Consider the following 18,980-nt stretch of genomic DNA (forward strand, 5'->3'; position numbering starts at 1 on the left):
TTTTAGAGCCAGTGATAATAGCGAAAATTGATATCTAATCAATTCAGTTTTTTTGACAGAATCTTTAACGCCAGTTGATAAGCCGGTTTTTCAGGCGTTTCAGCACGTTCTTCCCAGGACAATACCAGGTTATAAAGCGTTGCTGGCGAGGCGCGTAATCCTTGTTTAAGTACGGATACGGCAGCAACGCCAAGAATTTCCCTGGCAGAATCAAGCAGAACACGGTCATTTTTGTCCAAATTGTCTCCTGAAGGTTAAATAAAGCCTTTCCCCTTTGGATAAAACGCAAAGGGGTAGCCCTCCGTGGTTATCACGGAAAAATAAGTAGCATGTAGAGACGTGCAGAGCCTGCGCTCCGTAGAGTTAATACAGAAGCGTCAACGCGGGTGCCTGACCAGCGCGCACGAGAGCGTTGTTATTGTCGTGACCCAACGGGCCATAACCCTATGGAAGCGATATAAACGGGAGAACTTAGCGCACTAGCGGCAACGGGTGACAAGGATGGCGCATTAACCTTTTGCCCAGGCGCACGCGTCCGCAATGTTTTTTCAATATCAACATTTTGCAATGGGCCTCCGGAAAATTCATTAGCAGCCTGTTCACTGAAGAGGCTAATGACTCTCCAGATCAGTGTGTAGGTTCTGCATTCAGTAACAGACGGAAAATACCTTCATACAGCAGCGTTTCAGAAGGTGCTTCAGTCTCATTCATTAAAAAAGCAATTTTCAAAAAAAGTGACTTACGGCTGACGGGCATCCCGGCGCGCAGCATCTGTATTACGATGCGCCCCAGCAGCTCCTCGTGTGCTGACCCGAGATGTGACAGGGTGCCCTTGCCTTCAGGTGCCACGTCTTCATGTGTTTTTTCCATCGCTGACCCCGCAGAAAAATAGGTTAAGTACAACGCTGGGGACAGTGTATATAGGGCCGATATCAAAGACCAGCAAGCCGAAAAAAATAGTAATCTTTTTAATCAGTAAATCCTGATGTCAGCATTTTTATACTCCCTCCTGTCAGGCTGTAGCATAACTTTTCAGGGCACCCGAAAATGCCCCAGGCCGAGGACAAATCAGCCGTTTTTGGCTTCATCTTGCTCGCCATCTTCTTCCGGCTGAACGTCAGAAGGTGCATGGCTTCCGGCATTGCGTGAAGACGCCAGATTCACGACGCTCCTGCGGTCGGATGTTTCCACCGCCTCCAGTCGCTTAAGGATCTTACGACCCTGCGCGATTTCAGCCAGATGCTCTTCATCTGTTTCCTGCCCGGCTTGCTCATCAAGCCTTAGCATCAAGGATTCTCGCGAAACCTCTTCCCTTTCGAAGATATGGCTTATAACGGCCTCGCCTATGGCGATATAACCTTTTTTATCTTCATCAGAAATTGACACTAATATTCCTCTCCTGTTCTATACGGTTCTCAACTCCCTACGCTAATAACATTTCAATAGTAAAATGTCTTCCTGTGATTATCAGTATAACGTAACCGAACCGGTCAAAAATATTTTAAGAACTATCCGCACCCGTTATATTTTGCGGCCTGGAGCCGTCATTGTGTAAATAAGTTATTGTAATAATGAGTCGTTTTGCAAAATAAAGATAACAGGCAGAGCCAGCAAGTCCACCGCATTATTCTGATGACAGGAAGGCGCGGAAGATAAACAGTAAACGGAAATCATAGTGACGTCATAGCGGCTCACCTCCAGACAAAAATTTTTCTTATCGTTAAATTTCAAACAAAACGTTTGGCTTATAGTGTGATCGTACTCTCCTTTTGCTCATTTTTTGATTGATCAGATGAATGCATTGCCGCTATACAATACAAAAAGTTTGTTTATCTAACTAAATTTCAGGTCGATATGGAAAGCATTCAAGAAAGTCTCGATTTCCTCCTTCCCATGATGGAAGGCATTGCCGGGCAGTTTGGCGACAACTGTGAAGTGGTGTTGCACGACCACTCTCAGGGGCTGGAGAGTAGCATCATCGCCATCATCAACGGTCACGTTACCGGGCGTAAAGTGGGCGATCCGAGCAGTAACCTGGGTCTGGAAGTGCTGCGTGGCAGCGATGTGAATGGCGATCGGCACAACTATTTTACCAAAACACGCGAAGGTAAAACGCTGCGCTCTACCTCGGTGTACCTGCGCAATAACCAGAAACAGGTGATCGGTGCCCTGTGTATCAATCTGGACATTAGCGACATTTTGCAGGCTGAAAAAATGCTCAACAAAATGGCCGGCCGGCCGGATAACGCACCGACCTCGCCGAAGGAAGTGAATGAAGTTTTTGTTAAAGACGTCAGCGAATTGCTCGACTATCTGATTGCTGAATGTATGACCCTGATTGACGTACCCGTAAGCAATATGACCCGGCAGGATAAACTGAACGCCATTAAATTTTTTGACGACAAGGGGGTATTTCTTATTAAAAAATCTGGCGAAAGGATTTGCGAATTTCTCAATATTTCTAAATACACCCTCTATGCCTATCTGGGCGAATTACGAGGAGAGGATCCGTCTATAGACAGCTAACTGTCAGGAGGAAGACATGCAGACCACACCTTATGTTGCACTTGATATGGATATCATGGAAAAAAACATTACCACCATGACATCCGGCCTCGCCCGCAACGGTATACAGCACTGGCCGCATATAAAGACGCATAAATCCGTGCGGCTGGCCAGGCTTGAGCAACAGCTTGGGGCCAGCGGCATCACCTGCGCCAAGCTTTCTGAGGCGGAGGTCATGGCTGCCGGAGGCATTAACGCCATCCTGCTGGCCTACCCGCTTATTGGTGAGGACAAATGTCGACGCTATGCTGAGCTGGCGCGCAAAATCACGGTCCGCACCATCGTCGATAGTCTGGCCGGTGCCGAAGGGCTCTCAAGGGAGGCGGTAAAGAGTGGCCTGATTTTTAATATTGATATCGCCATCGACTTTGGCGCGCACCGGGAAGGCATTCAGCCGGAGGATCTCCTGACATTCGCCCGGCAGGTTGCCGCCCTGCCAGGGTTAAACGTTGATGGTGTATTTACCTATGCCGGTACGATTTATCAGTATCATACCGAGCAGGATATCCGGCGAGCCGCCCATCAGGAAGCCCGCTTATTAATCGATAGCCGGGATCGTCTTAATGCCGACGGATTTGAAATTAGCCATCTATCCGGCGGTTCCACGCTCTCTTCCTGGTATGCTGACGAACTTCGCGGCATTACCGAATCGCGGGCTGGCAATTTTATTTTTGGCGATATGAATGCCATCAACGGTGGAATTTATACAACAGAAAACTGTGCGCTGACGATTTGCGCGACGGTGGTCAGCATTCCGCTTCCCGGCTACGCCACTATTGATGCGGGAACCAAATCACTGACGTCTGATCTCTCGGCAATGCCGGGATCGTATGGGCTGATTCAGGAATACCCGGCTATTGAACTGGTGAAGCTGAATGAGGAACATGGTTATTTGCGCTACGATCCACAAAAATATAACCTGGCGATTGGCGAGCAGATCCACATTATTCCCAATCATTGTTGTGTGGTCGCTAATTTGGTGGATGAAATATATGCCTTCCGTGAAGGTGTGTTAAGCGAAATCATTACTATCGATGCGCGTGGAAAAAGTTTTTAATTAGCCGGGATCATTAATATGACTGACATCTCTTTAACTGCTGAAGAACAGCAGGAGCTGATCACGCTTCTTTGCAGCCTGATACAGCATCCGTCGGAAAATCCGCCGGGAAATGAAAATTCGGTAGCGCGCTATATTGCAGAATTATTACGTCGTGAAGGTATTGAGACCGAGGTACAGGAAGTGGCACCGGGTCGGCCTAATGTGATTGCGCGTCTGAAGGGACAGCAGCCGGGTAAACGGCTTATTTTCAATGGCCACACCGATGTGGTGCCCTGCGGCGAAGGATGGTCGGTTGAGCCTTTCGCGGCGGTCATTGACGGCGAGCGCATTATCGGGCGCGGAGCGGCAGACATGAAGTCTGGCGTGGCGGCGATGATCTATGCCGCCTTGCTGATCAAACGCCGCCAGTATGCTTTTAACGGTGAAATCACCCTGCTGTTTAACGTTGATGAAGAGCGCGTTAATCTTGGCATGGCACATTTTATCGCCCAGGGCGTTGAAGCGGATTACGCCATTATTGGCGAACCCACGTCGCTGGAGGTGTGCATCGCGCATAAGGGCGTCAGCCGTACCCGACTCACCACTCACGGCACGGCGGGCCATGCAGCTAAAACCCGTCATCCAGATAGCGCCATTGACAAAATGGCACAGCTTTTTCCCGGATTGCTGCAGGAGTGTCAACGCGTTAAGCAACTGCAGCATCCGCTTTTGGGCAACGCCTCCATGCTGGTCACCACCATTAACGGCGGCAGCGCGCCAAATATTGTGCCGCAGTCGTGCAGCCTTGAAATCGACCGCCGGGTGCTGCCGGATGAGAAACGCAGCGACATCAATGACAGCGTGTTGAGCGCATTGTCAAAAAGCGGACTAACTAGTGAACTGGATTATTCGCTGGAGAATTATCTTTTTATTCCGGCTTCCGCTATTGATGACGCCCATCCACTTGTTGAGGCGGCATGCGAAGCGGTGACAACGGTAACCGGCTCAGCACGTAAAACTATTTTTGACGCCACCTGTGAGGCCCCGTTTTTCTCGGTCGACTGTCGTATTCCGACCATCATTATGGGTCCTGGCGATTTAGCGCAGGCTCACGTCAAAGATGAATATGTTCGTATTGAGGAGTTACACCACGCCGCACAGATTTACAGCCAACTGGCATTAACCTTATTGAAATAAACTATCAGGAATAGTGGAATGAAAATTGAAGCCCGTCTGGCAGAACTGGGAATTACGCTCAGTGAGCCTGCTACACCCAAATTTTCTTATGTACCGGTGAAACAGGTTGGAAATGTATTATATACCTCCGGCAACGATTGCCGTCGTCATGGTGAGTTGATTTATCATGGTCGCCTGGGTGAGCAATTATCTCTTGAACAAGGTAAAAGCGCGGCGCGCCAGTGTATTATTAACATTCTTTCTTCGCTGAAAGCCTACCTTGGCGACCTCGACCGGATTACCGGCTGTATTAAAATGCTGGCATTTGTGCAAAGTGCGGATGACTTTAAGGATCAGCCCTTTGTTATCAATAGTGCATCCGATCTGCTTATTGAAATATTTGGCGATGCGGGAAAACATGCGCGCTCGGCCATTGGAACCAATGCCTTACCCTTTGATACACCGGTGGAAATTGAATTAATTCTCGAAATTAACGCGTAAGTTTATTTATATCTCCGGTAATAAACCGGGCCCCTGCCACGCCACTATTTCGGTGGAGTAGTGGCGTATATCACATATCAAAAGGATAATATATGGCCAGTCAAGCAAGCTCTCGCCTGAAGCGTTTGCAAATTATGGCATTATTGTTTTTGCTCGTGGCGGGTATTATTAATTTTCTCGACAGAACGTCGCTTTATATTGCTAATACCACTATCCGGGAGGAAATGGGGTTAACGGCAACGGAAATGGGGCTATTACTGTCGGTTTTCTCCTTTGGCTACGCGCTTTGCCAGCTTCCCATCGGGATGGTGATGGAGCGATTCGGGGTGAAAAGAGTCTACGGGTTCGGCATTTTTCTGTGGTCCGTGGCCCAGACCGCACTGGGATTTGTCGGCTCCTTTAGCCAGATGATTGTTGCCCGGGTGGTGCTGGGGATTGGTGAAGCGCCGCATTTGCCTACCGGCGTTAAAGTCGTCAACGACTGGTACAACATTCGCAAACGTGGCGTACCTATGGGTATCGTGAATATGTCTTCGACGCTGGCACAGGCGCTGGCACCGCCGTTGCTGATTGCCTTAATGCTGGCGTTTGGCTGGCGGATGATGTTTATCATCATCGGCGTAAGCGGGATTGTGCTTTCTCTTTTGTGGTTTATTTTCTATCGCAATCGCGAAGACGCGGGGCTGTCGGCGGAGGATATTCAGCATCTTGATGCAGAGACGCCGCCTTCCAGCAAAGAGAAAGTCACCTTACGAGACTGGGCGGGTTTATTTAAACAAAAATCGATGTGGGGCATGATCATCGGCTTTAACGGCGTGGGGTACATGGTCTGGCTGTTCCTCACCTGGCTTCCCTCTTATCTCGAAATGTCCCGTGGGCTTAGCCTGCAAAAAACGGGCTGGGTAGCGGCAATCCCCTTCCTGTTTGGTGCGGCGGGAATGCTGGTCAACGGCGTCGTGGCCGACTGGGTGATGAAGCGCGGCGCAGATAAAATGAAAAGCCGCAAGTGGATGATCTGCCTGGGATTGCTGTGCGCCGCAGGGTTTACGCTGCCAGCGGCCTATACCGAAAGCACTTTCGTCGCCGTTGCCTGCATCAGCATGGCGCTGTTTTCCATCCATTTTGCTGGCACCTCAGCGTGGGGGCTGATCCTGGTGTCGGTGCCTTCCCGGCTCGTGACGTCCGTGAGCGGCATTCAAAACTTTGGCGGTTTTATCGGCGGCTCGTTTGCACCGATTGTCACCGGTATGATCCTCGATCACACGGGTTCCTTCACGCTCGCGCTGGTCGCGTCATCGGTTATCGCCTTTATGGCATCGCTGGTGTACTTCTTTATGGTCAACAAACCGATTATTGATCCTGCGGTATCCCGGTAATAAAAAAGGGGCATTGCCCCCTTTTTTCACGGCAAGGTTGCGCAGGCTGCCCTACAGATCAAGCGGTTACTTTTCGGTTATAGAGTATAATCAAAACAGTTGTTCCAAAACGCGATGGATAATAAGGAGATTTGCAGGCATATGTCCTATCCCGTCCCCGATAATGAGGAAGCGCGCCTGGACGCGCTGGCGACTTATCAACAACTGGATACGTTGCCGGAAGAGAACTTTGACCGTCTGGCAGGACTGGCCGCACGGTTATTTAATGTGCCGATTGTTCTGGTCTCGCTGGTGGCAAGCGACAGACAATTTTTTAAAGCGCAGATCGGCTTCTGCGCCACCGAGACCAGCCGGGAAATCTCATTTTGCGCGCATACCATTATGCAGGACGAGATCCTCGTTATTCTTGATGCGGTAAAAGACCCCCGTTTTGCTACTAATCCTCTGGTGCTGGAATCGCCTTTTATTCGTTTTTACGCGGGCAAACCGCTGGTCACGCCTGCGGGCGAAAAGATTGGCACCGTCTGCCTGATCGACAGCCAGCCCCATGAGACGTTCAGCCAGAGCGATCGCCAGAATCTGACGGATATTACCGCGCTGGTGATGGAGCGGATGGAAATGCGCCGCCTGGAATCGCTGCGCAGCGCCAGCCAGACCCGCTTTAAAAAAATTGCCGAAACCTCGCCTGACGCCATTATTTGCTCCAATGCGGAAGGCAATATCACCTTCTGGAACCGTTCAGCAGAGCGCTTGTTTGGTTATACCGCTGAGGAAGTGCTTAACCGCAGCAGCAGAGTTATTGTCCCGGAAAGCTGGCTGCGCATTTATGAAGATGAAATCGAACGTCTTCGTCACGGCCAGGAACTGGCGCTGGCGGATAAAACGATTGAGCTGTCGGCATTACGAAAGGACGGCACCGAGTTTCCGGCCGAGTTTTCGCTCTCCACCTGGCACGAAGGTCATCTCACCAACGTCGGGGCCATTGTCAGAGATATTACCGAGCGCCAGGAAAATGAAGCCAGGCTATTCAAAATGGCCTCGCTGGATGCCCTGACCGATCTGCCCAATCGCGCCGCCTGGAGGCAGTGCGTCGTCAATTTTATGCAGGAAGCCCGCCCCGGCGCGATGCTCCTGCTCGACCTCGATGGCTTTAAAGAGGTCAACGATACGCAGGGGCACCTGGCTGGCGATGCGGTTCTGAAAGACGTTGGCCTGCGGCTGCGAGGATATTTTGACGAAGCCGTCATCATTGCCCGCCTGGGTGGGGATGAGTTTGTGGTCCTGCTTAACGATAACGATTTGCGGCTGGTGCGGTCTACGGCGGTTCAACTGATCGCCACCCTGTCTGAACCGTATGAGTTTGCCGGGCAGCATATTGAAATAGGGGTCAGCGTGGGCATTGCCCTTACCCCTCAACATGCCGCCAGACCGGAAGAGTTGCTGAGCGCGGCCGACCTTGCGCTCTATCGTGCTAAAGCGGCGGGTAAAGGGCGCTATGCCCTGTTCGAGCCCGCTTTTCGCGATGTCGCCGTAAACAGACGCCGTTTTAAAAGCGAACTTAAACAGGCGTTCGAAAACCATGAATTTGAGCTTTTCTACCAACCGCAGTTCAACACCGCCACCGGGGCGCTGATGGGCGCTGAAGCGCTTTTACGCTGGAATCATCCGCAGCGCGGGCTGCTGACGCCGCCGTCGTTTATTGAGACGCTTAACAATAAACCGTCTGCGCCAGCGATAGGCGAATGGATCCTGCGCACGGCGTGCGCGCAGGCTGCTGAATGGCGCGCTGTCGTGCCTCATTTCAGGATGGGGGTTAACCTTTTTGAAGCACAGTTTCGCTCCAGTAAGCTCGTCGATGTGGTTGGGGATGCCCTGGCACAGCTGGCATTACCACCCGAGGCCATCGAGCTGGAAATCACGGAAAATATTCTGCTGCGTCATGATGCCGCCACCCTCAAACTCTTGCAGGCGCTGAGGCAATCAGGGGTGGGTCTGGCCTTCGACGATTATGGCACCGGCTATGCCTCGCTCAGCTTTCTTAAGCGTTTCCCGATGACCCGGCTGAAAATTGACCGTTCGTTTATTCGCGATGTTCATACCGACCCGGGAAGCGAAGCGGTGGTGCGCGCCATTCTGTATTTAGGGCGAAGCTTTGGCATGGATGTGATTGCCGAAGGTGTGGAGACCGCCGCGCAGTTACAGTTCCTGAAAAGCCACCACTGCCCCGAAGTACAGGGGTATTTGTTAGGCAGACCGCTTCCTGCCGCCGCGTTCCGCGAGACATTCCTCCAGCAGTAATGTTACCTCCCGCCCCTGTTGGGTCCGCCACACAGGCTGTTGATGTCAACTATCCTTAACTCACGTTTCACTTTTACGTTAAGGGCAAGACGATGGCAAAAATGACCAGCGATTTCTTTATTGAACGACTGAAAGCATGGGGCGTCACCCGCATTTACGGCTATCCCGGCGACGGTATTAACGGTGTGCTTGGTGCCCTGCAACGCGCGAATAAGGCAGGTGATGGCATTGAGTTTATTCAGGTGCGCCATGAAGAAATGGCGGCGTTTATGGCGGCAGGCCACGCCAAATTCACCGGCGAACTGGGGGTATGCCTCTCCACCGGCGGACCGGGCGCAACCCACCTGCTGACCGGATTGTATGACGCGAAAATGGATCACGTCCCGGTGCTGGCTATTTCCGGTCAGGCGGAAGCCACCGCGCGCGGAGCAAGCTATCAGCAGGAGCTGAATCTCGATCGCGTCTTCGCCGATGTGGCGAACTTTGTGCAGGAGGTGGCTTCCCCCAGCCAGGTACGGCACCTGGTGGATCGCGGCGTTCGCATTGCGGTGGCCCAAAATGGCGTGACGGTTCTGATATTGCCGAAGGATATCCAGGAAGAACCCTGGCAGGATCTGCCGCATGTCCACGGTTTTACCCACTCAGGCCCGGGCTATCAGCGGCCAAAAGTGGTGCCTTATCAACAGGATCTGCAGCGGGCAGCGGATATCTTAAACGCCGGGAAGAAAGTGGCGATCCTCGTGGGCGCTGGCGCACGCGGTGCGGCGCTGGAGGTGGTGCAACTGGCCAACGTCCTTGGCGCGGGCGTGGCAAAAGCGCTGCTGGGCAAGGATGTGCTGGCGGATGACGCGCCTTTTATTACCGGCTCGATTGGCCTGCTGGGCACCAAACCCTCTTATGACATGATGATGAATTGCGACACGCTACTGATGATCGGCACCGGTTTCCCGTGGACCGAATTTCTGCCGAAAGAGGGACAGGCGCGCGCCGTGCAGGTAGATATCGATCCGGCGATGCTGGGACTGCGCTACCCGGTGGAGGTCAATTTGCACGGAGACTCGGCGGAAACCCTGCGTGAGCTACTGCCGCTGTTACAGCATAAAGACGACAGAAGCTGGCAGGAAGAGATTGCCCGCGGGGTTAAAGAGTGGTGGCAGACGCTGGAGGAACGGGCGATGGCCTCCGCCAGACCGGTTAACCCACAGCGGGTAGTATGGGAAATGTCCCCCCTGCTGCCGGACGACGCTATCGTCACGTCCGACTCCGGCTCCTGCGCCAACTGGTTCGCGCGTGATTACAAAGTGAAACAAGGTCAGCGCGCCTCGCTGTCAGGTGGTCTCGCCTGCATGGGCGCGGCAGTGCCTTACGCTATCGCGGCTAAATTTGCTTACCCGGCCAAAACGGTCGTCGCGCTGGTCGGCGACGGTGCGATGCAGATGAATAACATGGCGGAACTGATCACTATCCAGAAATACTGGCAGGGCTGGAGCGATCCGCGCTTGATTGTTTGCGTATTCAACAATCAGGATCTTAATCAGGTCACCTGGGAGCAGCGCGTGATGGAGGGTAATCCGCGCTTTGAGGCAACTCAGGATATCCCCGACGTCGGCTATGCCCGTTTCGCCGAGTCGCTGGGGTTGAAAGGTATTTTCGTTGACGATCCAGAGCGGTTGCAGAGCGCCTGGCAGGAAGCGTTAGCCGCCGATCGTCCGGTGGTGCTGGAGGTGAAAACCGATCCGGAAGTGGCCCCGCTGCCGCCGCATATCACCCTCAAGCAGGCGAAAGCCTTTATGGCGTCGATGGCTAAAGGGGATCGCTCTGCCGGGAAGGTGTTGGCCGATACCGCCAGTCAGCTCATTAATGAGATATTGCCCGGCAAAAAATCCTGACGCTCATGCGCGAGGCGACATAAAAGCCCCGGCGCAGTCGGAAGCGCGGCTATATGACCGGTCCAGGCGCGTGAACGGGCCGGTCATATCCCATCGTTAAACATTGTCGGGCGGCTACGCAGGATCCCTGCGTCAATCGACGCAACACGGGTTTTACCGCAAAACGCCATCGACAAATCGAATTCATTACGGATGATATTGAGCGCCAGGGTTACCCCCTCCTCGCCCAGCGCTCCCAGGCCATACAGCATGCTGCGCCCGATATAGGTTCCCTTCGCCCCCAGCGCAACCGCTTTCAGCACATCCTGTCCGGAACGAATACCGCCGTCGAAATGAACTTCGATTTGCCTGCCGACTGCCGCGGCAATCTCCGGCAACAGGGCAATCGATGACGACACGCCATCCAGCTGACGCCCGCCATGATTGGAGACAATCAGCGCATCGGCACCTGCCGCCACCGCCAGACGCGCATCCTCCACATCCATAATGCCCTTAACGATCAACGTGCCGCCCCAGCGCCGTTTGATCCACTCGATATCCTGCCAGGAGAGGCCCGGATCGAACTGCTGCGCGGTCCACTCCACCATTGCATCGATGTTATCAATACCGCGGGCATGACCAATGATATTGCCAAAATTACGATGCCGGGTGGCGAGCATCTTGCGGCACCAGCGCGGTTTACCGGCAATGTTCAGCAGATTACGCAGCGTCATTTTTGGCGGCGTCGACAGGCCATTTTTGATGTCTTTATGGCGCTGACCAAACACCTGAAGATCCATAGTCACGACCAGCGCGGTGCAGTTCGCGGCTTTCGCGCGGTCGATAAGACTGGCGACAAACTGGCGATCGCGCATGACGTAGAGCTGGAACCAGAACGGATGGTAATCCGTCGCCTGCGCCACGGTTTCAAGCGAACAAATACTCATGGTCGACAGCGTAAAGGGGATGCCAAATCTTTTCGCCGCACGCGCCGCAAGAATTTCACCATCGGGATGGATCATGCCGGTTAAGCCGGTGGGCGCAATCGCCACTGGCATCGCCACCTTTTGTCCAGCCATCACGCTGGCCGTGCTGCGCCCGGCAATATCCACCGCCACCCGCTGACGAAACTCCAGGCGACGTAAATCGGCTTCGTTGGCGCGATAGCTGTATTCAGTCCACGAGCCGGCATCCACATAGTCATAAAACATTTTTGGCACCCGCTTACGCGCCAGCTGCCGTAATTCCTCAATACAGGTAATGGTCACATCCGTTATCCAGTAAAAGAGGGCTAAATAACGAAGATTTAGCCATGCCAGTAATAAAAAGAAATCAGGACTTAACGTAATCGGTATAGGCGTTCTGCAAAACAATATGATCGGCAATATATTTAGCATCGTGCCATACGCCGTAAATAAAGGAGGAGGCGCGATTTACCAGATTTGGCAGGCCAAGGAAATAAATACCGCGCTCGGCGGAAATACCGCGTTTGTGAAACGGTAACCCGTTTTCGTCGAAGGCATCCACCTGCAACCAGCTAAAATCAAATTTAAAGCCGGTCGCCCAGATAATCGTGGTAATACCCGCCGCGGCAATATCCAGCTGCATCAGCGGGTTGATCAGGCATTCCGGGTCCGGCAGCAGTTCCCACGCCTGCGGCTCCGGCGGCAAATCCAGCCCGTTGCGTTCAATATAAGCATCCGCATCGCGCAGCACGTCAAAGTAGGCTTTATCGCCCGCAGCGATATTCTCCGCCAGCCCCCCGGCAAAGCTCAGCACGCCGTTATCCCAGTTTTTGGTGATGCCCACTAGCGTAATGCCCATATGCGCCAGGCGGCGGAAATCCACGGTTTTGCCCCCTTCATAACCGCTCACCGCAAAGGCCACGTGCTCTTTCTTCGGCTTGATTTTCACTTCATCCCACAGGCCGAGCGCACCCAGCCACCAGCAGTAATCACGGTTGCGGTAAGCGCGCGGCGGACGATAATGCTCGCCGACCGACAGATACACGTCCCGGCCCGATTGACGCAGTTCTTCGGCAATTTGCGTTCCCGACGCGCCCGCACCTACCACCAGCACGCCGCCGGCGGGCAGCTGCTGCGGATTTTTGTAGACGGAAGAGTGGATCTGCTGCACCCCGGCGGTTGGCGGCACGATCTGCGGGAATGACGGTTTCTGGAACGGGCCGGTCGCGGCCACCACATTGTCAGCCTCAAATTCACCGGCAGAGGTCACCACCCTGAATCCGCTGCGTCCTGCCAGGCGCGTCACCTGATGCACGTCAACGCCGGTGCGTACTGGCGCATCCAGCATCCTGGCATAGTCTTCGAAATACTGCGCCATGCGCTCTTTCGGCGGGAAGGCTTCCTGAGAAATATTGTCGAATTTCAGCGACGGGAAGCGATCGTGCCAGGCCGGACCATTCGCCACCAGCGAATCCCAGCGTTCAGAGCGCCAGCGCTCCGCGATACGGCTGCGCTCAAGTACCACGTGCGGCACGCCCATCAGCGCCAGATGTTCACTCATGGCAATCCCCGCCTGACCTGCGCCAACAATAACGGTATTCATTTTTTCTACTGACATATTGAATTCCTAAATATGATCGCCGCACTCTTTTCAGCAGGTGGCGTATTAATGACAATCAGGTTTTTTAATGCCGCGCGTCGGCAAATCCAAAGAGCATTGAGTTCCTGTTTATTAATGTCTGACTTCAACGTTTAATACTTTCCCCAGACCTAAAAATTTATTGGCAATAACTAACATGGTCGCGGTGACGGCAATATAAATAACCGACAGGGCTGCCAGCGTCGGGTCAGCAAATTCACGCACGTAGTTATACATCGCCACCGGTAACGTCTGTGTTGCCTGGGTGGTAATAAACAACGAGGCGGTAAATTCGTTAAAGGAGAGGATCGCGGCAAACAGCCAGCCGCCAAACAGCCCCGGCAAAATCAGCGGCACGGTAATGGTCCACACCACGCGTAGCGGCGAGGCACCAAGACTGGCCGCCGCCAGTTCAATACGCTGTTCAAGGTTTTTCAGCGATACATACACGCTGCGCAGCACAAACGGCAGTACCAGCACGATGTGGCAGAAAATCACCAGCGGATAGCCGCGTCCGAGGTTGAGCTGCGATACCAGCATCAGCAGGCCCAGACCAATGGTGAAGTGCGGGATAAACAGCGGCGACAGCAGGATCCCTTCCAGTACCTGTTTGCACGGGAACGAATAGCGTTCAATGGCAATCGCCAGCGTGGCACCGATGATCACCGCCAGCGACGATGCCCAGGCGGTGACAATCAGCCCGGAAAAGAAGCCGTGACGAAAATCATCGTAGCTCACCGCCCGCTCGAACCAGCGCAGCGACCATCCCTTTGGCGGGAAGAACAACACGGAGGTGCTGCTGAACGAGGAGATGAATACCACGATCGTCGGCAGCATCACAAAGATCAGAATAGCGGCGACCAGCAGGCGGCCCGCCAGCGTCGTCAGTTTATCGCTCATCGAACGGGTCATATCAGTGCTCCCCCATCGCGTTCAGGAATCGGGTCATGCGTTTCAGCGCCAGCAGCAGCAGAACGGTCAGGATTAATCCGGCGATGCTGAGCGCGGCGGCAAACGGGAAATTCATCGACGAGAAACCCAGTTGATAAACCATGGTTGCCACGGTGCTGACGCGTCCGCCGCCAATAAGTTGCGGGGTGGCGAAGGCGCTGAAGGTCCAGGCAAAAGCGGTCGTCAGGCTGGCGATAATGCCGGGAACCGACAGAGGGATCGTCACGGTCAGCAAGGTGCGGATCGGGCCTGCGCCGAGGCTGGCGGCGGCTTTCTCGTAATCCGGGTTGATGTGTGACAACGCGGTCGCCAGCATAAGTACCATGATTGGCATGGTGACGTGTACCAGCGCCAGCACCACGCCCGTTTGGGTAAACATAAACTGAACGGGCGTTGAGATAATGCCTGTCGCCAGCAGCAGGCTATTCAGGAAGCCGCTGTTACCCAGCACGATAATCCATGAATAGGTGCGCACCACTTCGCCGAGAAACAGTGGCGTAATCGCGATAATCAAAATCGTCGATTTGATCCACGTCGTGCGGGTACGCACCAGCGCATACGCCAGGGGATAGCTCATCAGCAGACCAAAGATAGCGGTTTTGGCGCTCAGCATGACCGTGTTAATAAAGGCATCGGCATAGATGCTTTTGAACAGGGCAGTAAAGTTCGCCAGGGTAAATCCGCCCACGTCGAGCGAACCGGGGATATAGGCGCGCACGCTAAACTGCATGACCGCAAACATCGCGATAACCAGTCCGATGGCGGTAAGCGTGGCGGGAATAATGAACCAGGGTAAAAATGTCGGTTTTCTCGTCATAGACGTTGCTGCCTGCGTAAAGGGTTGGGGCGACTCGTAAGCCGCCCGGTAGATCAATGAGACATGATGTTTTCAGAGAACCACTGGCGCCACTCCGCGGTTTTCTCGGCACGCAGTTGCGGATCGGTGTTGATAGTGGCGTTCCACTGTTCAGGGGTGGTCAACATGCCCGGCAGTTTCGCCAGCTCAGGATCGATATGGGCATTGGTGACCGTTGGACTGCCGTGGTAGATCTTTGCCACCTGCTCCTGAATTTCAGGCTTCAGGGCGATATTCATAAACTTATACGCAAGATCGGCGTGTTTGGTGCCTTTGTTGATCCCCAGGGTATCGACGCCCAAAATCGCCCCCTCTTTCGGTATCACCAGTTTGACGTCCACCCCTTCGGCCATCATGTTGTAGGCGTTCATCGACAGCATGACCTGTACTGGCGTTTCGCCGGTGGAGATCAGCTGCTGGCTGTTAGCATCGTCGGTATAGAAGGATTTGATATTCGGGATCAGCGCTTTCATCTTCGCCTGTCCCTGCTGCCAGTGCGCCGCATCGGTGCCGGAAAGTTTGGCGGAAACCGCGATGATATGGCTCGGGTCCCAGTCCGGCAGCGCCAGCGTGCCCTTCAGCTCTGGTTTCCACAGATCGTTCCAGCTTTCAAAGGTGGTGCCCTTCGGCACCAGGTCCGGACGATAGCCGATGGTGTAAACGTAGCCCCATACGCCAAGGTGATAAGGGCTGACTTTCGCCTGCTCCACCAGATTCGCGGCATTCGGCAGTTTGCTCATATCGAGTTTTTCAAACAGGCCCGAGTTGGCATACAGATAGCCCACGTGCGCCGTGGTAAAGGTCACGTCGGTTTCAGGTGAACCGCCTGCCAGCTTCGCTTTGTTGAGACGATCGATGGTGCCGCCCGTGACAAACTGCACTTCTACGCCGGTTTCTTTGGTGAACTCTTTGGCAATGGTTTGATCAATCAGATCTTTAAAGCCGCCGCCCCAGGTGCTGACAACCAGCTTGTCAGCCGCCAGCGCATTGCCTGCGCCGAGTACACTCGTGGTCAACAACGTTAAGGCACAAATCTTACGCAACATATTCTCATCCCCATGCATGAAATGGCTGTTGTAGCAATCTGAAACCCGGCGCGCCCAAACGGTGCAAACGGTGTTCCCTGGTGTGAAATCGATAATGCCGTGGTCGGGTGATGACGTAAAACAGGCTTTTCCTCGTCGTTGCATCAGGATTTCTGATGCTAAAAAAGGCGCTGCTTTGCAACGGATTTTCTTAACCCGTGGTAAGGCATAAACAAAGAGAAACCACACTCCAGGCAGGGGATTATGCTGTTATTTGGCTTTTGGCATGATAAATGCAGGATAATTCGCACTATTAGAATGACTGGCGCGACATGATTGCGTCAGCGATCTCGGGAGAACCTGCATGCTCAGTCGCATCACCCAGCGTCAGCTGGAATATTTTGTCGCCTCCGGGGAGGCTGGCAGCATTATTGGCGCATCGGAACGTATCCACGTTTCCTCGCCGTCGATTTCTGCGGCCATCACCCATATCGAATCTGAACTGGGCGTGCAGCTCTTTGTACGTCATCACGCCCAGGGCGTGTCGCTGACCGCCATCGGTCATCAGGTTCTGAAGGAGGCAAAGCTCATCCTGGAGCAGATGTTGAACCTTTATACGATTGCGTCGGAATCGATGAACAATGTGCGCGGCCCGCTGCGCGTGGGCTGTCTGGATACGCTGGCCCCGATGCTGACGCCGGAACTGGTGTTCGGCTTTGGCCGCGCGTTTCCCGGCGTGCGCATCACGCTGGTGGAGGGCAACCATGAACAGTTGCTGAAACAGTTGCGCACCGCCGATATCGACATCGCCCTGACCTATGATTTAGTTCCCGCCAGTGATATCACGTTCACTTCACTGGCGCAGCTGCCGCCGTACGTGATGGTGGGAGAGCATCATCCGCTGGCGACGCACCCGGCGGTGTCGATTCAGGATCTGGCGGCGATGCCGATGGTATTGCTCGATATGCCGTGGAGCCGGGAATATTTCCTTGGACTGTTTAGCGAGGCGGGCGTCACGCCGAATGTAGTGATGCGCTCCGGCAATATGGAAGTGGTACGGGCGATGGTGGCAAACGGCGTGGGGTTCGGTATCGCTAACGTGCGGCCAAAAGCGCATCTGTCCCAGGACGGTAAACGTCTGATCCGCGTCCGGCTGGCGGGGGTCAACCGGCCCATGCAGCTCGGTTACGCGACCGTCGCCCACACCCAGCACTCAATGGTGGTGAACGCCTTCGCCGAGCGCTGCCGTATGTTTATCTCCGACCAGTATATTCCCGGCATGGCCGCCCCGAGCTATTTCGATCCGCAGGTGGTGCGGGTGGCGTAACCCAGGCACGCGTTAATACCCCCGCGCCGGGAACACCTGGTGGGTCACCGGCTCCCCGCGTGCGGCGCGCTGGATATTTTCAGCGACCTGCTGCGCGGCGCTGGCAGGCAGGGCAACCGACGCCAGATGCGGGGTGATCAGCACGTTATCCAGTTGCCACAGCGGATCGTGCGGCGGCAGCGGTTCGCGGTCAAAGACATCCAGGGTTGCCTCAGCAATCTGTCCCGAACGCAGGGCTGCCGTCAGCGCCGACTGATCGACAATCGCCCCGCGCGACACATTAATGAACGCGGCGCCCGGCGGGAGGTGCGCCAGCCGCTCTGCGCTGAGCAGGCCGCTGGTCTGCGCCGTCAGAGGCAGCATTACCACCAGAATATCGCTCTGGCTGAGAAAATCATTCAGCGATCCCAGCCCGCTGTGACAGCGAATACCTGCAATTTCTTTTTGCGAACGCGACCAGCCGCGCACGTCAAAACCCTGCCGCGCCAGTTCCCGCGCCGCATACGCGCCCAGCTCCCCCAGACCCAGTACCCCGACACGAATGCCAGAGGGTGCACGCGGATGCAGGTAATGCCAGCGCTGCTCACGCTGCGCGCGCTCGAATGCCGGGATATCCCGCGCATAGCGCAGTACGGCAAACAGCACATAGCTGGCCATCATACGGGCCATATCCGGATCGGACAGGCGAACTATCGGGATCTCCGGCAGATCGTCGCGTCCCACCAGTGAATCAACGCCCGCGCCAAGATTTACCAGTAGCCTGAGATGACGGTACGGAGCAAAGAAACCCTGCGGCGGCTTCCATGCCAGCGCATAGTGCACGTCGTCAGGGTTTTGCACCGTTTCGGCGCGGCAAATCGTCACGCCGGGCAGATGCGGTGCAAGTAAAGCCGACCACTCTTCGAAGCTGTCAAATTCGCTGTAAAACACTAATGTACTCATACGTCGCGGGCTCCCAGCAGGTTAACTACCGCATCGATCGCCAGTTCATAGCCGAGCGCGCCCAGTCCGGCAATCACCCCGGTGGCCGCTTTCGATACCATAGAGTGATGACGAAACGACTCGCGCTTCCAGATATTGCTCATATGCGCTTCAATGATCGGGCCATCAAACATCAGCAATGCATCCAGAATGGGTACTGAACTGTAGGTCAGGCCCGCCGCGTTGATAATCAATCCCGCAGCGTTCTGACGCGCCTCCTGGATCCAGTCGACCAGTACGCCTTCGTGGTTGCTCTGGCGAAACTGCAATATCATCCCGTGCGATTGCGCACGTTGCTGACAGCGCTCGCCAATGCTGGCAAAACTGTCGCTGCCGTAGGTGCCGTTTTTATCCAGCCCGTATAAATTGGCGTTCGGCCCGTTGAGAAAATAGATCTGCTGTGACATATATCC

At 54.3% G+C, this 18,980-nt stretch carries 18 protein-coding genes; 8 read left to right on the forward strand and 10 right to left on the reverse strand.

Annotated elements, in window-relative coordinates:
* Positions 1–38 precede the first annotated feature (38 nt).
* From P0H77_RS16975 to P0H77_RS16985, 3 genes are all read right to left on the reverse strand, one after another.
* On the reverse strand, positions 39–239 hold the full coding sequence (locus P0H77_RS16975; protein WP_276158472.1) for a hypothetical protein: 201 nt from the start codon (positions 237–239) through the stop codon (positions 39–41).
* Between the two features lie 388 nt (positions 240–627).
* A complete protein-coding gene (locus tag P0H77_RS16980) occupies positions 628–870 on the reverse strand; it encodes a hypothetical protein (protein WP_276158473.1) in 243 nt (80 codons plus the stop codon).
* A 198-nt stretch (positions 871–1,068) separates the two neighbouring features.
* Entirely contained in the window at positions 1,069–1,386 is a 318-nt protein-coding gene (locus P0H77_RS16985) for a hypothetical protein (protein ID WP_276158474.1), read from the reverse strand.
* A 468-nt stretch (positions 1,387–1,854) separates the two neighbouring features.
* Here P0H77_RS16985 and P0H77_RS16990 point away from each other — a divergent pair, with 468 nt between their 5' ends.
* From P0H77_RS16990 to P0H77_RS17020, 7 genes are all read left to right on the forward strand, one after another.
* Positions 1,855–2,526 (forward strand): helix-turn-helix transcriptional regulator, encoded by a 672-nt coding sequence (locus tag P0H77_RS16990; protein WP_276158475.1) that lies wholly within the window; start codon positions 1,855–1,857, stop codon positions 2,524–2,526.
* 16 nt (positions 2,527–2,542) lie between these two features.
* Positions 2,543–3,622 (forward strand): alanine racemase, encoded by a 1,080-nt coding sequence (locus tag P0H77_RS16995; protein ID WP_276158476.1) that lies wholly within the window; start codon positions 2,543–2,545, stop codon positions 3,620–3,622.
* 18 nt (positions 3,623–3,640) lie between these two features.
* Complete coding sequence (locus P0H77_RS17000; protein ID WP_276158477.1) at positions 3,641–4,801, forward strand: M20 family metallopeptidase; 1,161 nt, start codon at positions 3,641–3,643, stop codon at positions 4,799–4,801.
* Positions 4,802–4,819: 18 nt separating this feature from the next.
* Positions 4,820–5,281, forward strand: a complete 462-nt coding sequence (locus tag P0H77_RS17005; RefSeq protein ID WP_276158478.1) for a RidA family protein — start codon at positions 4,820–4,822, stop codon at positions 5,279–5,281.
* 92 nt (positions 5,282–5,373) lie between these two features.
* On the forward strand, positions 5,374–6,657 hold the full coding sequence (locus P0H77_RS17010) for an MFS transporter (protein ID WP_276158479.1): 1,284 nt from the start codon (positions 5,374–5,376) through the stop codon (positions 6,655–6,657).
* Positions 6,658–6,798: 141 nt separating this feature from the next.
* A complete protein-coding gene (locus tag P0H77_RS17015) occupies positions 6,799–8,955 on the forward strand; it encodes an EAL domain-containing protein (RefSeq protein WP_276158480.1) in 2,157 nt (718 codons plus the stop codon).
* Positions 8,956–9,047: 92 nt separating this feature from the next.
* A complete protein-coding gene (locus tag P0H77_RS17020) occupies positions 9,048–10,844 on the forward strand; it encodes a thiamine pyrophosphate-requiring protein (protein WP_276158481.1) in 1,797 nt (598 codons plus the stop codon).
* Positions 10,845–10,927: 83 nt separating this feature from the next.
* Here the strand turns inward: P0H77_RS17020 and P0H77_RS17025 are convergent, their stop codons facing one another.
* From P0H77_RS17025 to P0H77_RS17045, 5 genes are all read right to left on the reverse strand, one after another.
* Positions 10,928–12,091 (reverse strand): alpha-hydroxy acid oxidase, encoded by a 1,164-nt coding sequence (locus P0H77_RS17025; RefSeq protein ID WP_276158482.1) that lies wholly within the window; start codon positions 12,089–12,091, stop codon positions 10,928–10,930.
* Positions 12,092–12,155: 64 nt separating this feature from the next.
* Positions 12,156–13,406: an NAD(P)/FAD-dependent oxidoreductase gene (locus P0H77_RS17030; RefSeq protein WP_276158483.1), complete on the reverse strand. Its 1,251-nt coding sequence runs from the start codon at positions 13,404–13,406 to the stop codon at positions 12,156–12,158.
* Positions 13,407–13,520: 114 nt separating this feature from the next.
* A complete protein-coding gene (locus P0H77_RS17035; protein WP_176919330.1) occupies positions 13,521–14,339 on the reverse strand; it encodes an ABC transporter permease in 819 nt (272 codons plus the stop codon).
* Between the two features lies 1 nt (position 14,340).
* Positions 14,341–15,195: an ABC transporter permease gene (locus tag P0H77_RS17040; protein ID WP_276158484.1), complete on the reverse strand. Its 855-nt coding sequence runs from the start codon at positions 15,193–15,195 to the stop codon at positions 14,341–14,343.
* A gap of 53 nt (positions 15,196–15,248) precedes the next feature.
* A complete protein-coding gene (locus P0H77_RS17045; protein ID WP_276158485.1) occupies positions 15,249–16,280 on the reverse strand; it encodes an ABC transporter substrate-binding protein in 1,032 nt (343 codons plus the stop codon).
* A gap of 343 nt (positions 16,281–16,623) precedes the next feature.
* Between P0H77_RS17045 and P0H77_RS17050 the strand changes: the two genes are divergently transcribed.
* Positions 16,624–17,586, forward strand: coding sequence for a LysR substrate-binding domain-containing protein (locus P0H77_RS17050; protein ID WP_276158486.1), 963 nt, complete (start codon positions 16,624–16,626; stop codon positions 17,584–17,586).
* Positions 17,587–17,598: 12 nt separating this feature from the next.
* On the opposite strand, the gene P0H77_RS17055 is transcribed toward P0H77_RS17050, so the two are convergent.
* Both P0H77_RS17055 and P0H77_RS17060 read right to left on the reverse strand, forming a co-directional pair.
* Entirely contained in the window at positions 17,599–18,528 is a 930-nt protein-coding gene (locus tag P0H77_RS17055; RefSeq protein ID WP_276158487.1) for a glyoxylate/hydroxypyruvate reductase A, read from the reverse strand.
* On the reverse strand, positions 18,525–18,974 hold the full coding sequence (locus P0H77_RS17060; protein WP_276158488.1) for a type II 3-dehydroquinate dehydratase: 450 nt from the start codon (positions 18,972–18,974) through the stop codon (positions 18,525–18,527). The genes P0H77_RS17055 and P0H77_RS17060 overlap by 4 nt, the downstream gene beginning before the upstream one ends.
* Between the last annotated feature and the right edge of the window lie 6 nt (positions 18,975–18,980).

It is taken from the genome of Superficieibacter sp. HKU1, assembly GCF_029319185.1.
Lineage (GTDB): Bacteria > Pseudomonadota > Gammaproteobacteria > Enterobacterales > Enterobacteriaceae > Superficieibacter.

Excerpts from the sequence above, each read along its gene's own strand:
- P0H77_RS16980 (WP_276158473.1), bottom strand. The coding sequence starts at position 870 with ATGGAAAAAACACATGAAGACGTGGCACCTGAAGGCAAGGGCACCCTG.
- P0H77_RS16990 (WP_276158475.1), top strand. The coding sequence starts at position 1,855 with ATGGAAAGCATTCAAGAAAGTCTCGATTTCCTCCTTCCCATGATGGAA.
- P0H77_RS16995 (WP_276158476.1), top strand. The coding sequence starts at position 2,543 with ATGCAGACCACACCTTATGTTGCACTTGATATGGATATCATGGAAAAA.
- P0H77_RS17000 (WP_276158477.1), top strand. The coding sequence starts at position 3,641 with ATGACTGACATCTCTTTAACTGCTGAAGAACAGCAGGAGCTGATCACG.
- P0H77_RS17005 (WP_276158478.1), top strand. The coding sequence starts at position 4,820 with ATGAAAATTGAAGCCCGTCTGGCAGAACTGGGAATTACGCTCAGTGAG.
- P0H77_RS17010 (WP_276158479.1), top strand. The coding sequence starts at position 5,374 with ATGGCCAGTCAAGCAAGCTCTCGCCTGAAGCGTTTGCAAATTATGGCA.
- P0H77_RS17015 (WP_276158480.1), top strand. The coding sequence starts at position 6,799 with ATGTCCTATCCCGTCCCCGATAATGAGGAAGCGCGCCTGGACGCGCTG.
- P0H77_RS17020 (WP_276158481.1), top strand. The coding sequence starts at position 9,048 with ATGGCAAAAATGACCAGCGATTTCTTTATTGAACGACTGAAAGCATGG.
- P0H77_RS17030 (WP_276158483.1), bottom strand. The coding sequence starts at position 13,406 with ATGTCAGTAGAAAAAATGAATACCGTTATTGTTGGCGCAGGTCAGGCG.
- P0H77_RS17035 (WP_176919330.1), bottom strand. The coding sequence starts at position 14,339 with ATGACCCGTTCGATGAGCGATAAACTGACGACGCTGGCGGGCCGCCTG.
- P0H77_RS17040 (WP_276158484.1), bottom strand. The coding sequence starts at position 15,195 with ATGACGAGAAAACCGACATTTTTACCCTGGTTCATTATTCCCGCCACG.
- P0H77_RS17045 (WP_276158485.1), bottom strand. The coding sequence starts at position 16,280 with ATGTTGCGTAAGATTTGTGCCTTAACGTTGTTGACCACGAGTGTACTC.
- P0H77_RS17050 (WP_276158486.1), top strand. The coding sequence starts at position 16,624 with ATGCTCAGTCGCATCACCCAGCGTCAGCTGGAATATTTTGTCGCCTCC.
- P0H77_RS17055 (WP_276158487.1), bottom strand. The coding sequence starts at position 18,528 with ATGAGTACATTAGTGTTTTACAGCGAATTTGACAGCTTCGAAGAGTGG.
- P0H77_RS17060 (WP_276158488.1), bottom strand. The coding sequence starts at position 18,974 with ATGTCACAGCAGATCTATTTTCTCAACGGGCCGAACGCCAATTTATAC.